The sequence below is a fragment of the Exiguobacterium sp. OS-77 genome, from assembly GCF_000414195.2.
Taxonomy (GTDB): domain Bacteria; phylum Bacillota; class Bacilli; order Exiguobacteriales; family Exiguobacteriaceae; genus Exiguobacterium_A; species Exiguobacterium_A indicum.
In genome coordinates this window covers 1,719,704-1,731,988 of record NZ_DF239008.1, presented here as the reverse complement: position 1 = coordinate 1,731,988, position 12,285 = coordinate 1,719,704, and the positions used below count along the sequence as shown (strand labels likewise).

Below are 12,285 nucleotides of genomic sequence, written 5' to 3'. Positions count from 1 at the left end.
GTTTGCCGATTGGCTACGTGATTAGAATACGCCCGCATGAATCAAAAAACAAATTAATAAAAATGAGCTTATCGATAAATAAATTTATACATAAAATAACCAGATGATTAGCACCATCTGGTTGATCATGTTTCGGACGAGGGACGTAAAAGTGTCGTCCAATAATACATCCCCTGAAAGAGGATTAGAAGTAAGGTCAGGAGCATCACGAGTAGCAACAAGAGGGGAGGGAGAATGAAGAAACTTCCGATGAGTAGGCATGTCAGCAAGAGACGGAGTTGGAGGAAGCGTCTCGTCATTCGAACAGACACGGTATCTTTTTGGCCAGTCAATCCGATACCACCGGTCGTCCAAATGAGCAGCAGAGTCGCGCTGAAAAAGAGCAGAACAGCATCCGGATCAGTTGCGACATAACCTGAAAAAGCGCTACGGACGAGCAATAAAGATATCACGATACCAAGGTTCCACATTCCCCACCAATAGACGTGCCAGGCGGTCGGATGATACAGGCGGTAGATGACTTGATCGTAGTAGATCCAAAAACAGCAGACGAGATAGAGGAAGAGTAAGAACGGGAACAATAAATCTTCTCCTGCTGCCAGCAAGTCGATCACGCCAAGGACACCTTCTCCGAGGACAAGCATCGTAAAGAGGCCGAACCGTTCAGGCAAGTGATTGCGTGTCAACTCGGGAAGTTGTTCGTGAGCACGTAACGTCCACAGCGTCTGAAATAACTCAATGAGTAAAGCAAGCAGGACGAGCGGTAAAAATGCAACCCAATAACTGAATGTGACGAGGAGCATCGCGGTGCCATGTCCGAGCAATAAAATACGGAAGGTTCTTCTTTGTGCCTCTTCCGTCATCCGGACAGTACCCCACATGAATAAGAGCCAAAGACGTGAGAGGATAAAGCTTAGGATGAACCAGCCGACATGTCCTTCGACGACATGGTGAACAGAGTAAGCGAACAAGCCAATCGGCATCATCAAGGCGATCAAGAGTAGACGATGGCGGCTCGTGTTCTCCTCGTAACGATCGGAATAGAACGTCGTACTGCGCCAGACGATCCAAGGCGCGATGAAAAATACCAAGAAGAGTAGAAGCGTCGACATGATGCCTTCGGATAGATGCGCTTCAACGAAATGAATCGCTTCGACGAGAGAAGCGATGAAAACGAGATCAAAGAACAGTTCAATCCACGACGCCTGTCGGTGCCCAGTCGTCGTATGAATCGTTGGTCGTGACCATTCGTGCATGTTCAGACCCCCTTATGCTTCAAGCAATTCGATGACACGCATTGCGACTTCCTGTCCCGATTCTTGCTGTTGCCCGGTGATGAGATGTCCATCGACGACTGAAAACGGTGTCCACGGGGAGGCGGAGACGAACACCGCACCAAGACGCTTCGCTTCCTCCTCGATGCGAAACGGCATGACACGCATGCCTGTTGCTTGATCAGCTAAATCTTCTTCCGCGTTCGTAAAGCCGGTCATGCGTTTGTCTTTGACGAACGGGCGCGCGCCATCCTTTAGATAAAGTAATAGACTCGTACCGTGACATAGTGCCGCTGATGGTTTTCCTGCACCATAAAAGGCGAGAAAGGCTTCATGGAGTGAAGTGGCTTGTTCAAACGTAAACATCGGGGCTTGACCACCAGCGACGAGAATGGCATCAAATCCGGTGAGGTCCAGATCATCGATGCGCGGTGTCGTTGACAGGCGTGTCAAAAATTCAGGGTTATCCCGATACGACAGTGAGAGCTGATCATGAGCCGAGTAACCGCTTGGATCAGTAGGATCACTGAGTGCATCCCAGTCAACTTTACCGCCATCTGGACTTGCAATCGTTACGTGATACCCGTGTTTTTGAAACGTTTCCAGCGGATGGGTCAACTCTGATAACCAAAACCCGACCGGCCATTGTGTTGTCGATGAGACGGTTGGATTCGAGACGACGAGTAAGATCGTTTTCATGAAAAAATCCTCCTGTTCGTGGTGTGATGGATGACTTAATGTCATCGTATCAAACACGTTCAGAAGGACAAGTACGCACATTAAGGTGAGTGGGGTGCTTTATACTGCATTCCCCATTGTTGCAAGGCACGTAGAATCGGCTCGAGGTCACGTCCCTGATCCGTCAGACCGTATTCGACGTGCGGTGGGTTCTCATGATAGTCGTGACGGAAGATGAATCGTTCCTCTTCAAGCACCTTTAACGTATCCGATAAGACTTTATGGCTGATGCCGGGAACGAGACGTTTCAATTCACCATACCGACGATTTTTTAAGAACAGTTGCCATAAGACTAACACTTTCCACTTGCCCATCAAGACGGTCATGCTGAGCTGGACCGGACAGTCGAATTCACGTGTCTGGTAGAGAAAACGTGCCATGTGAGACCTCACTTTCGGATGGGAACTTGAAGTGTCTGTTCGATGAGAGATGCCGTTGCCTTTGCTAATGCTTCATCGGATAAGGTGCGGACGCCGGACAAAATGTACGGGGGTAAAAACGTCATCCCCGTCAAATTCGCCATCGCTTGAAACGGTGTCGTCAATTGATCAAACGTGAAGCGATTTAAACCCGACGGTTGGTAAGCTTCCGCTGGACCGCCCGTTGAAAAAGCGAGTAACAGTTCCTTCCCATGCAATCGTGTACCAGCTTGACCATAAGCCCAGCCGTAAGCAAGTACCTCGTCTTGCCATAGTTTCAGTAAAGCGGGGCTGCTATACCAAAAGAACGGAAACTGGAGTACGATCCGGTCGTGTGCCATCAATAACTCTTGTTCCCGTTTTACATCAATCTTAAAATCGGGATAGGCGGCGTACAAATCATGAACCATCACGTTTTCTTGCTGTTGAAACGCGTGCATCCACGTTCGATTGATACGAGAGTTTGTTAGATCCGGATGGGCGACGATAACGAGTGTCTTCATTGTTGTTCCTCCTTGTAAATGCGTTCGATAGCTCGATCTTGACGAAGCTCATGTAAGGCTTGCGCGATATGCTGTGGTGCAAAGTAGGTTCCTTCTTTGACGAAACCGGCGATCGTCAACGTTCCGACATGGATCGATTGTTCCTTCAACTCGTCATGCAAGCTATACGCTAGATTTCGGAGTGCCGCTTTACCGAGCGATAAAGAAGCGACTTCGGCAACAGGTGAGAGCGCAAGTCCACCACCTGTCAGCAGGATCGATGCGTCAGGTGATAAGTACGGGAGTGCTGCATTGACGCTGTTGAGTGCACCGATGACATTGACTTCGAAGTCCGCGCGTAAATTTTCTGCGCGTAACACTGTTGGACGACCTGGCGTGTTAGCTAGCGCATTATAAAGCAGGACATCAATCGAGCCATGAATCTGTTTAATGACTTCAAATTGCGCCGCAAGCGAGACGGTAGTTCGTACATCCGCGACATGAGCGGTCGCATCGTATCCTTGATCTGTCAGGCGAGTGACGAGTGATTGAAGACGTTGTTCATCCCGCGCCATCAGTGCGATGCGATAGCCGTCCTGTGCGAAACGAAGTGCCGTATGATATCCGATTCCGGGACCGGCGCCAATGATTACTATGGTCTGTTGTGTAGTCATGAAAACACTCCTCAATAGTTGTATATACAAACGTTAGGGCAAAAAAACTCAAGCACGCTCAAGTTTTTCATTTGCATCCCGAAGTGATTTGCTCAGTTGCTTACTCTCGTCCTTGCCAAGAATCGCCGCATAATCAGCGAATAACTGCTTCAACGATTGACGAAACGAGCCGTAAACTTCTTCCCCCTCTGTCGTCAAGCGGACGTGAGATTGTTTCCCGCGTGACGTACGATGAATCCATCCTAGTGCTTCGAGTTTGTCTAAGAACCGTGTGCTCGTTGAGGGTGCGAGTGATAAGCGCTGACTCAATTCCTTTTGTGTGATGTCTGGATGGAAATGGACGACGAGCATCATGTAGTAATAAGAGGGTGCGAGCTCACCATCGATGGCTTGATCAGCCAATTTTGCGATATTACGGGCAAAGCGGCTCGATGTGAAATAGAGACAGTAGGTCAATAAGTCTTCCTCTTCCTGAATCAATGACATGAATCATGCTCCTTCCATAACGTTTGTATATACAACTTAAAACGATAAAAGCAGGATGTCAAGAGAGACATCCTGCTCAGGTAGTCGATTCACTTTAAGACAGGTTGGAACGTCGTACTCCGCGTAGCGACGATGACACTAGCAAGACTTGCGACTGTTCCAAGGACAGCGACGATGATCGTCGAGGATCCATTCGGAATCAAGAAGCCGACGGGAATCAGTCCGACGAAACTGAAGACGATCAAGGATTGATAGACGACATTGATGATCTTCAGGACAGGATGTTCGAAAAATGATAGGACGAGCGGTGGTACGAATAAGAAGACAATTAGTCCAATCGCGAGGTAAACCGATAATGGCTCTTCAAACGAAATGGTGTTTCCAGTTGAGTGGCGTGCAGCGACAAGGATGGCGACGATCGCGACGCATAAGGTCACACAAACGAACGTTAACCGTTTTAACATATGACCCCTCCTTTTTACTCTGCTTCCATAATAAACCATTTTTCAAATGGGAGACAATCTTTTTCCGGACGTCCAGTAGTGACGAATCGCTTCGATGATGACGTCAGGGCGATCCCAGTGTAATAGATGTCCTGTCTCCGGGACGAAATGGACCGTCGCTTGTGTCATCTCATGTAATCGGTTCGTTGCCTGCTGACGGATCGATGCTTGATCTGTCGGTAACGTTGCGACGTACAACTGAATGTCCGCTGGTGGAACGTCCGGGAGGAAATCAAGAACATCCTCGTGGTGAAGCGCGCGTACGATCGCAGCAGCCGTCGCTCCTCGCGCATGCCAGTGGAATCGTCCTTCCTCCATCCGAAGGAGATCGGCACCAGCTAAATCGAGGGAGTGCGAGCGACGTGCATCCGGAGCATAGACAGCAACGTCTAAAAATTCGTCCCATGTTGAAACGGAATCCTCGAAATCTTGTTCATAAAAGACGACTTCTTCCTCTACGGAAAGACCGTAAAGCCGTTTACTATGATAGCCGCCGTCAATCAGAATCGTGCCGAGCACACGATCCGCATGTTCAATCAAATAATACAGTGACAGAACACTTCCCCATGAGTGCGACAAGGCATAGAACCGCTTGACATCAAGGATGTGTAAGACTTCGTCGATCCAGTCCGTAAAGGGTTTCATGCGATAGTGTAGAGGATCTAAGAAAGCTGGTGTTTTGCCGTGACCGGGTAAATCAATCGCAATCAGACGGAATTCATCAGCGAGCGCTTCGGCGATTTCGATGAAGCTGAGACTCGTACTGCCGAGTCCATGAAAGCAGACAATCGTCGGAAGCTGTTCGGTTCCCCATTCCGTAATGTGGACGGATTGTTGCTGACAGGTGATCGTATAACGTTTCATTTGCCGTCTCCTTTTTTCTTTTACTGTACCATGAGGAGAATGTTGGGAATTGAAAAATAAGGAAACTTTCTTTAAGGAGTAGCGTAGAGTAAGATAACACGTCATTTACATAGAGGAGAATTCACATGGAAACCATCATCACGATGCTCTTAACAGCCGTTACCTTATATGGACTCGGTGTCCTTGTCACGAAAGTAAAACAACGCTTGCGTTAATCAAAAATATGTCCAAAGGAGTCCGTCATGTTTCCAATCGTAAAACAAGAATTCACGAGCAGCTTCAAAAGCATCAAAGCGATTCTATTGATTCTTTTTCTGACGATCACGTCCGTCTTCACAGCCTCGTATTTGACGAGGCATCCGGAACTGCTTGCTGGCGTTAATCAACCGTCTGCCTATACTTCAAGCATTAAGTTCTTCATCCTGTTCTTCGGTTTTCTGTTCGTGGCTGCGTTATCACACGACATCATCAATCGTGAAATCGAGACACGGACGATTCGTTTACTGGTCACGAAGACGTCGCGTCTGCGAATCGTTTTGGAGAAGTTTCTCGGATCATTGTTATTCTGGTGCGCGACGCTTACGATCAATTTCCTGATTGTCTCGCTCTACGCGCAGCAATGGTTCTGGATCGATTATCTGACGGTTCTGATCGTCATCCTATACATCACCAGTTTCAACATCTTTTTATCTACGATGATTGCGAAGCCTGGTTTGACGATGTTTCTCGGTATATTTCTCGGGATTGTCGTCCCGATCATCGGTCTCTGGTCAGCGTTCTCGGAAAAATGGTACCTGGTACCGTTTCAATACATCTTGCCGTACCACGCTGTCATCATGTCTGGGACGTTATTACTGTTACCTGTTTTATGGAGTGGGTTGTTTTTGACAGTCTCCTATCTCACGTTAAAGCGAAAGGATTTGTAATATGAGTGCGATTGAAGTAAATGGGTTGAAGAAATCGTTCGGTGCGAAGGAAGTCTTACGAGAAGTGAATTTGACGGTCGAACGAGGAGAAATCTTTGGTTTTTTAGGTCGTAATGGTGCTGGGAAATCGACGTTCATTCAGATTATGACCGGAATCACACAAGCGACAGGCGGAACCGTCGCACTTCTCGGTGAATCCGCTGATCGTCTGGATGCCATCAAACAACGGATCGGGGTCATGCCGGATACATCAAATCTGTATCATGATATGACGGCACGTGCGTTTCTTAACTATATGGCAGGATTATCAGGAGTTCGCATCACGAAGCAAGAAGTTAGAAGATTGCTTGAACAAGTCGGATTAAGCGGGACGGAGCGACAAAAAATCGGGAGCTTCTCGTTCGGGATGAAGAAAAAGATCAGTATCGCACAAGCGCTCACCGGAAATCCGGAATTACTCTTTTTAGATGAACCGACGTCCGGTCTTGATCCAGAATCGGCGATCGAGATCCAGCGATTGTTGCTTGCATTAAAAGCGGACGGAAAAACGATTTTCTTAACCTCGCATAACTTGAATGAGATCGAAAAGATGTGTGACCGTGTCGCCATCATGACGGAGGGAAGAATCGTCCGCTGTGGAACCGTTGCGTCCTTACAAGAAGCAATGAGGCAGGAGATTCAAATCCGTATTCGGACTGTTCCGCGATTAGCGCCATCGCATCTGCCAGCATACGCTCGACTTTTGTCGCAAGCTGATGATTGTACACGGCTTGATTTATCGACGGAAGAGGATATTCCAGAGTTACTCGTCATGCTTGCGGAACAAGACGTCAAAGTCTACGAGGTGCAGATCGAACGTCAATCGTTAGAAGAGATTTTCTTAGCGGTCTGACCGACTAGCCTCTGATTCCGTCTCCGGAACATCTTCGAGTAAAAGACGACCCCCGTCATTCCACTGACCGTACATCTGATTTAGTTTCGTTTTTTCAATCAACGTCTGCAGACGTTTTTCATAGAGAACGGGATCCTTGCGTACACTTTGAATCGTATCGATCCGGATGCGTCGATAGAGCTCCGGGAAGTCATTAAACTGTTCATAGACGACCGGGTCTTCTTGTAGGCGCGCTTGGATCGTGTCATCAATGACGAACGCATCAGCACGCATGTCTGGTAGAACCTGTCGTCCGGACGGTTGCATCAAGCCGAGGCGCTCTAAGCGACGGACTCGTTCCTTGTTCAGTTCGGTCCAGTTGCTGTTTTTTCGACGCGGGGTGAATCGTTGCGCCAGTTCGCCGTCTTCGGTCTTCTTTGCAATTCCATCAATCCAGCCGAAGCAAAGTGCCTCTTCGACGGCATCGAGATAAAGTAAACCGTCCCCGATTTGTTTTCGACTGAGAATCACCCAACAGAAGGTCGCGCGATTCGCGTGTTTCGTCAGCCACTGTCGAAAGCCATCGCGATCGGTAAAGCGTAAGACATTCGTGATTTCCACGTTCGTTCCTCCATTTCAGATAGCAGTGCCCCCTCCACGTCACGCGAGGGGGCACTTTTCGTATTCATCGCAACGGGTCATGATGAAAGACACAATTCCGACCACTCTTCTTCGCTTGATAGAGGGCAGCGTCTGCCTGCTGGATCGTCTGCAGAAAATTATGGGTCTCAGACGGTTGATGCGTTTGGCGAGACACCCCAATCGATAACGTCACTTGCAACGGTTTCGTCGCTGATAACTCATACGTCCGTTTGGCACTGGCTTCACAGATTTGTTCCGCGAGTCGACGCGTCTCCGGCAACGAATGCTCCGGCAACAGCATCATGAACTCTTCACCGCCGAATCGTCCGAGCACACAAGTTGGGGGACAATACGATGCTAGCAAAGAGCTGATTTGCCGTAAAATATGATCGCCGCGGTCATGACCGTAAGTATCATTGACCTGTTTGAAATGATCGACATCGATGATCATGATTGAAAAGTCCGTCTGTTGTGATTTGTAACGTAGGACGGTCTCTTCTAAACGACGTCGATTATCAAGCCCTGTCAACGTATCCGTCAAGGCAAGACGCCGATGCATCCGGACTTGAGTGAAGTGCCAGCGGACTTGATGCAAGATGCTGTGCAAGAGGAGACCGGCGCAACCATTCCCGACGAGAAAGATCGTCATCGCTGTCACGTCATTCGGTTGAACATGTTGAACGTATGGTAAACAGAGAATGAGTGCAATGCCGAAAATGATTGGAAACGAGATGAATCGATCCGGTGCTTCATTTTGTAAGTACAAGACAACGATGCTGACAATCAGATACGTACCGATCAGCCAATAGGCATGAGCGGAATCAAAAACGAACGTTTGAAGGGAAGCGAAGACGAGGGTCGTGATGAAGCCGCTACTAATACCTCCATAAATGAAGGCGATGACAATCAAGGTAATCGATAAGTCGAATTGAAATCCCTCATAGGTGATGGCATTATGGATGACCCAGTAGCCGGCACCTGTCGCAAGAATTAGTACTAACAGATTTTTCTTCAGCCAGCTGTCGAACGTGTTTCGAAACTGAAATCGTTTAAAAAAGAACAGGGAGATGAGCACGAAGAAAAAGGTCAGAGCGACGTTGAGGATAAGATGGTTCAGCGTATTCCACATATTCGTGTTCCTCTCAAATGAGTTCTGAAAAATAACTACAAAAAAATGTTTCATTCAATGAATATTTATTCTATATAGCCAACGATACCCTAAAGATGTATGAAAATATCTTAATTTCCGTATATTTTAAAAAAGATTAGATTTCTTCAACTAAGTTAATAATACTCTGAGATTTTCTCACGTGAAGACTCGACGAGATAATCAAGTGAGACGAAATTGCGAATGAATGCATACGAGCCAATTTCCTCGATGGATACGCCTAATCTCTCTGCCTGTTGATTGCGGTCATCTTCTTGCGATTGCAGCATCTCGAAGCCTGCTGCTTGCATCCGCTCTCCGTCGAATTCGAGCGTAACGACATCTCCATCCTGCCAATCACTCTTCAATTGATGAAAATGCGTTTGATACGCTACGCTTGGAGGATCGACTTCAAAGGCGATCCATCCTGTTGGTGCATCGATTTGAAATGTCGGTGACAATCCACCGCGCGTCACGATTGATTTCATGTGATGCCGATGTGTCATATGACGTAATAGCATGGTCAGACCACTCCTTTTTCCTCTATTATTACGCGACAGCGTCAGAATATCGAGAAAAATTTTCAAAAGAGATGGAAGACTCTTGGATTTTTCTGGTATACTACGTTTTCGGAAAGCGTTTGCACAAAAGGGGGAGAATACATGCAACCATATGCCGTCAAAGCAACAGGACTGACGAAACACTATCAAATCCTACAACGGGAACCGGGATTACGCGGAGCGATCAAAGCGTTGTTTCACCGGACGTACCGGACGAAAGAGGCGGTCAAAGCGATTGATTTGACGATCGCACCAGGAGAACGGGTCGGCTATATCGGTTTCAACGGTGCCGGGAAATCAACGACGATCAAGATGCTCGCTGGAGTCTTGCGTCCGGACGCGGGGAACGTCCGGGTGTTCGGACTTGATCCGCATGCCGACCGCGTCAAGAACGCATCGCAAATCGGAGCCGTCTTCGGTCAGCGGACACAACTGTTCTGGGACATTCCGGTCCAAGAATCGTTTGAGCTGTTGAAGGAAATCTATCAAGTACCGACGTCCGAGTTTGCGGAGACGCTCGCGTGGTTTCGGGAGAAGCTCGATCTCGCACCGCTTTTAGACGTACCAGTCCGACAACTGTCGCTCGGACAAAAGATGCGCTGTGAACTAGCCGCAGCCTTCCTGCATCGACCAAAAGTCGTCTATCTCGACGAACCAACGATCGGGCTTGATATCGAGATCAAGGAGACGATCCGTCACTTCATCCGTGAGATGAGTGATCGCTGGGGGACGACCGTCATCTTGACGACGCACGACATGCAGGATATCGAGGAAGTCTGTGACCGGGTGATCGTCCTCGACGACGGTAAAATCATCTATGACGATACGATCGATCAGTTAAAGGCATCGTTCAGTCACGAGCGGACACTTCGAATCACGCTCGAAGAACCGGTGCCGTTCGCTTTACCGACAGTGTTGATCAATCGTGTGATCATGTTTGAGACGGATGAACTAACGTATGAGCTCGCCTTCGACGACCGAGAACTGTCAAGCGGTCAAGTCATCAAGGAAATCGTTTCGCTGTACGCCGTTCGGGACGTCTCCGTGTCCGTCCCGAAGATGGAGACGTTAATCCGCAAGCTCTACCAAGCGGGGATCAGTGCATGAGAATCCGTAAATATACCGCGTTGATGCGGTCCCAAATCAAAGTTGATCTCGCCTACACAGCCTGGTACTGGGCAAGCATGTTTAGCGTGACGATGCGTCTGTTCATCCTCTATTTCTTCTGGCAAGCCGTGTATGCCAATAAGACCGATGTTTCCGGTATCTCGCTGTCAACGATGCTGACGTATGCGGTGCTTGCGACGATGATCGATCAGTTCCGCGGGGGTGCCGGACGCGATCTCGCCCGGATGATCAAACAAGGGGCGATCGCAATCGAGTTACTCCGTCCGTATCACTTGCTCGATAAGTTACTCGCCCAAGACATCGGCTCAAAAGTCTCGGTCTTGTTCCGCTCGATCCTACCACTCGTCCTCGTCTCGATTTTGTTCATCGGCGTGGATCGACCACAGTCATGGTTGGCTGGCATTGCCTTCGTCGGTAGCGTGATTTGTGCCGTGTTGCTCGCGACATTGATTGATCTGCTCGTCGGCATCTTTGCCTTCTATACCGTCAACATTTGGGGACTGTCTGTCTTACAGGACGCCGTCATCACGATCATGTCCGGTGCGATCGTTCCGTTGACGCTGTTTCCGGACTGGTTTCAGACGATTAGTCTGTACTTACCGTTTGCTTCACTCGTCTATGTCCCGGCTGCAATCTATACGGGAGAGATCGGGGCAAGCGGTATCCTGCAATCGTTACTGATTCAAATCGGTTGGTTGATTGGATTCTTTGTCATCTTGCGGATCACGTTCGCGCTCGCGATCCGGAAAGTGACGGTGTTCGGCGGATGAAACGATACATAAAACTCTACTGGTTGTATGCCAAAAGTCATTTTAAAGTCATGATGGAATACCGGATTGATTTCCTGATCGGTGTCTTGTCGGTCTTCGGTCAACAGTTCGCCTCACTCTTTTTCCTGTCGGTCGTCTTTCAGCATATCGAGACGTTAAACGGCTGGGACTTTTACGAGATCCTATTCATTTACGGGATCGCTTTTTTAGGACGAGCCTTACACCATATCTTCTTTGATAACTTGTGGACGATCGGCTGGCAGTACATCCGGACCGGGAATCTGGATCGGTTGTTGATGCGACCAGTCAATCCGTTGTTTCAAATCGTCGCTGAGCGCGTTCAGCAAGACGGGTTCGGTCAACTATTGATTGGCGGTGGCGTACTGTACATCGCCTCGGATCATCTCGATATGGTCTGGAGCTTCGGTGATGTCTTGATGTTGCTCGTGCTCGTCTTATCGAGCGGATTGCTCTATATCGCAATCAATCTGTTTTTTGCGACGTTCTCGTTTTGGATGGTCGACAGTTTACCGATCGTCTCAGCAGTTTTCAGTTTGAGTGATTTCGCTCGTTACCCGATGACGATCTACTCGAAGGCCTTGATGTTCGTCTTGACTTACATCATCCCGTTCGGCTTCACTGCTTTTTATCCGGCGATGTATTTCTTTGACGGAAGAGGCTATGGCGTAATGGCGATTGCGACACCACTCGTCGCGATCATCGCCTGTTTGATTGCTTATCGGTTCTGGTTGTTTGGACTGAAGGCATTCGCGAGTACGGGATCATGAAAGAAGGAGAACC

General features: G+C 48.4%; 16 protein-coding genes. 5 read left to right on the top strand and 11 right to left on the bottom strand.

From position 1 onward, the window contains the following. Positions 1 to 125 precede the first annotated feature (125 nt). The 8 genes from EXG77_RS08820 to EXG77_RS08785 all read right to left on the bottom strand — a co-directional run bounded on the left by EXG77_RS08820 (position 126) and on the right by EXG77_RS08785 (position 5,440). Positions 126 to 1,256 (bottom strand): low temperature requirement protein A, encoded by a 1,131-nt coding sequence (locus tag EXG77_RS08820; protein WP_035397627.1) that lies wholly within the window; start codon positions 1,254 to 1,256, stop codon positions 126 to 128. Between the two features lie 12 nt (positions 1,257 to 1,268). Continuing rightward, positions 1,269 to 1,973 (bottom strand): type 1 glutamine amidotransferase domain-containing protein, encoded by a 705-nt coding sequence (locus EXG77_RS08815; RefSeq protein ID WP_081637395.1) that lies wholly within the window; start codon positions 1,971 to 1,973, stop codon positions 1,269 to 1,271. Between the two features lie 80 nt (positions 1,974 to 2,053). Next, positions 2,054 to 2,392 carry a helix-turn-helix domain-containing protein gene (locus EXG77_RS08810; RefSeq protein ID WP_023468144.1) on the bottom strand — a complete coding sequence of 113 codons (339 nt, stop codon included), beginning with the start codon at positions 2,390 to 2,392 and terminating at the stop codon, positions 2,054 to 2,056. Between the two features lie 8 nt (positions 2,393 to 2,400). Further along, a complete protein-coding gene (locus EXG77_RS08805) occupies positions 2,401 to 2,934 on the bottom strand; it encodes an NAD(P)H-dependent oxidoreductase (protein ID WP_035397624.1) in 534 nt (177 codons plus the stop codon). Further along, the gene (locus EXG77_RS08800; protein WP_035397622.1) at positions 2,931 to 3,587 is read right to left on the bottom strand and encodes an SDR family oxidoreductase; all 657 of its coding nucleotides are present in this window, start codon (positions 3,585 to 3,587) and stop codon (positions 2,931 to 2,933) included. Before EXG77_RS08800 ends, EXG77_RS08805 begins: the two co-directional genes overlap by 4 nt. 48 nt (positions 3,588 to 3,635) lie before the next feature. Continuing rightward, the gene (locus tag EXG77_RS08795) at positions 3,636 to 4,073 is read right to left on the bottom strand and encodes a MarR family winged helix-turn-helix transcriptional regulator (protein WP_023468147.1); all 438 of its coding nucleotides are present in this window, start codon (positions 4,071 to 4,073) and stop codon (positions 3,636 to 3,638) included. A gap of 89 nt (positions 4,074 to 4,162) precedes the next feature. Continuing rightward, on the bottom strand, positions 4,163 to 4,537 hold the full coding sequence (locus EXG77_RS08790; RefSeq protein ID WP_035397620.1) for a hypothetical protein: 375 nt from the start codon (positions 4,535 to 4,537) through the stop codon (positions 4,163 to 4,165). Between the two features lie 42 nt (positions 4,538 to 4,579). Next, entirely contained in the window at positions 4,580 to 5,440 is an 861-nt protein-coding gene (locus EXG77_RS08785) for an alpha/beta fold hydrolase (protein WP_035397618.1), read from the bottom strand. A gap of 242 nt (positions 5,441 to 5,682) precedes the next feature. Between EXG77_RS08785 and EXG77_RS08780 the strand changes: the two genes are divergently transcribed. Continuing rightward, a complete protein-coding gene (locus EXG77_RS08780; protein WP_023468151.1) occupies positions 5,683 to 6,366 on the top strand; it encodes an ABC transporter permease in 684 nt (227 codons plus the stop codon). Between the two features lies 1 nt (position 6,367). Next, a complete protein-coding gene (locus EXG77_RS08775; protein ID WP_035397616.1) occupies positions 6,368 to 7,258 on the top strand; it encodes an ABC transporter ATP-binding protein in 891 nt (296 codons plus the stop codon). Here the strand turns inward: EXG77_RS08775 and EXG77_RS08770 are convergent. The 3 genes from EXG77_RS08770 to EXG77_RS08760 all read right to left on the bottom strand — a co-directional run bounded on the left by EXG77_RS08770 (position 7,247) and on the right by EXG77_RS08760 (position 9,547). Continuing rightward, positions 7,247 to 7,858: a YdeI family protein gene (locus EXG77_RS08770; protein ID WP_035397614.1), complete on the bottom strand. Its 612-nt coding sequence runs from the start codon at positions 7,856 to 7,858 to the stop codon at positions 7,247 to 7,249. The two genes, EXG77_RS08775 and EXG77_RS08770, sit on opposite strands and share 12 nt — an antisense overlap. 64 nt (positions 7,859 to 7,922) lie before the next feature. Beyond that, on the bottom strand, positions 7,923 to 9,008 hold the full coding sequence (locus tag EXG77_RS08765) for a GGDEF domain-containing protein (RefSeq protein WP_035397612.1): 1,086 nt from the start codon (positions 9,006 to 9,008) through the stop codon (positions 7,923 to 7,925). A 155-nt stretch (positions 9,009 to 9,163) separates the two neighbouring features. Further along, positions 9,164 to 9,547, bottom strand: coding sequence for a hypothetical protein (locus tag EXG77_RS08760; protein WP_035397610.1), 384 nt, complete (start codon positions 9,545 to 9,547; stop codon positions 9,164 to 9,166). 141 nt (positions 9,548 to 9,688) lie between these two features. Here EXG77_RS08760 and EXG77_RS08755 point away from each other — a divergent pair, with 141 nt between their 5' ends. The 3 genes from EXG77_RS08755 to EXG77_RS08745 are packed head-to-tail and all read left to right on the top strand — an operon-like array spanning position 9,689 to position 12,272. Next, on the top strand, positions 9,689 to 10,693 hold the full coding sequence (locus EXG77_RS08755; RefSeq protein WP_035397608.1) for an ATP-binding cassette domain-containing protein: 1,005 nt from the start codon (positions 9,689 to 9,691) through the stop codon (positions 10,691 to 10,693). Then, positions 10,690 to 11,484 (top strand): ABC-2 family transporter protein, encoded by a 795-nt coding sequence (locus tag EXG77_RS08750; RefSeq protein ID WP_203229914.1) that lies wholly within the window; start codon positions 10,690 to 10,692, stop codon positions 11,482 to 11,484. Before EXG77_RS08755 ends, EXG77_RS08750 begins: the two co-directional genes overlap by 4 nt. After that, positions 11,481 to 12,272, top strand: a complete 792-nt coding sequence (locus EXG77_RS08745; protein WP_035397607.1) for an ABC transporter permease — start codon at positions 11,481 to 11,483, stop codon at positions 12,270 to 12,272. Before EXG77_RS08750 ends, EXG77_RS08745 begins: the two co-directional genes overlap by 4 nt. The last annotated feature ends 13 nt before the right edge of the window (positions 12,273 to 12,285 follow it).

Excerpts from the sequence above, each read along its gene's own strand:
- EXG77_RS08765 (WP_035397612.1), bottom strand. The coding sequence starts at position 9,008 with ATGTGGAATACGCTGAACCATCTTATCCTCAACGTCGCTCTGACCTTT.
- EXG77_RS08810 (WP_023468144.1), bottom strand. The coding sequence starts at position 2,392 with ATGGCACGTTTTCTCTACCAGACACGTGAATTCGACTGTCCGGTCCAG.
- EXG77_RS08800 (WP_035397622.1), bottom strand. The coding sequence starts at position 3,587 with ATGACTACACAACAGACCATAGTAATCATTGGCGCCGGTCCCGGAATC.
- EXG77_RS08795 (WP_023468147.1), bottom strand. The coding sequence starts at position 4,073 with ATGTCATTGATTCAGGAAGAGGAAGACTTATTGACCTACTGTCTCTAT.
- EXG77_RS08750 (WP_203229914.1), top strand. The coding sequence starts at position 10,690 with ATGAGAATCCGTAAATATACCGCGTTGATGCGGTCCCAAATCAAAGTT.
- EXG77_RS08790 (WP_035397620.1), bottom strand. The coding sequence starts at position 4,537 with ATGTTAAAACGGTTAACGTTCGTTTGTGTGACCTTATGCGTCGCGATC.
- EXG77_RS08805 (WP_035397624.1), bottom strand. The coding sequence starts at position 2,934 with ATGAAGACACTCGTTATCGTCGCCCATCCGGATCTAACAAACTCTCGT.
- EXG77_RS08755 (WP_035397608.1), top strand. The coding sequence starts at position 9,689 with ATGCAACCATATGCCGTCAAAGCAACAGGACTGACGAAACACTATCAA.
- EXG77_RS08760 (WP_035397610.1), bottom strand. The coding sequence starts at position 9,547 with ATGCTATTACGTCATATGACACATCGGCATCACATGAAATCAATCGTG.
- EXG77_RS08780 (WP_023468151.1), top strand. The coding sequence starts at position 5,683 with ATGTTTCCAATCGTAAAACAAGAATTCACGAGCAGCTTCAAAAGCATC.
- EXG77_RS08775 (WP_035397616.1), top strand. The coding sequence starts at position 6,368 with ATGAGTGCGATTGAAGTAAATGGGTTGAAGAAATCGTTCGGTGCGAAG.
- EXG77_RS08820 (WP_035397627.1), bottom strand. The coding sequence starts at position 1,256 with ATGCACGAATGGTCACGACCAACGATTCATACGACGACTGGGCACCGA.
- EXG77_RS08785 (WP_035397618.1), bottom strand. The coding sequence starts at position 5,440 with ATGAAACGTTATACGATCACCTGTCAGCAACAATCCGTCCACATTACG.
- EXG77_RS08745 (WP_035397607.1), top strand. The coding sequence starts at position 11,481 with ATGAAACGATACATAAAACTCTACTGGTTGTATGCCAAAAGTCATTTT.
- EXG77_RS08815 (WP_081637395.1), bottom strand. The coding sequence starts at position 1,973 with ATGAAAACGATCTTACTCGTCGTCTCGAATCCAACCGTCTCATCGACA.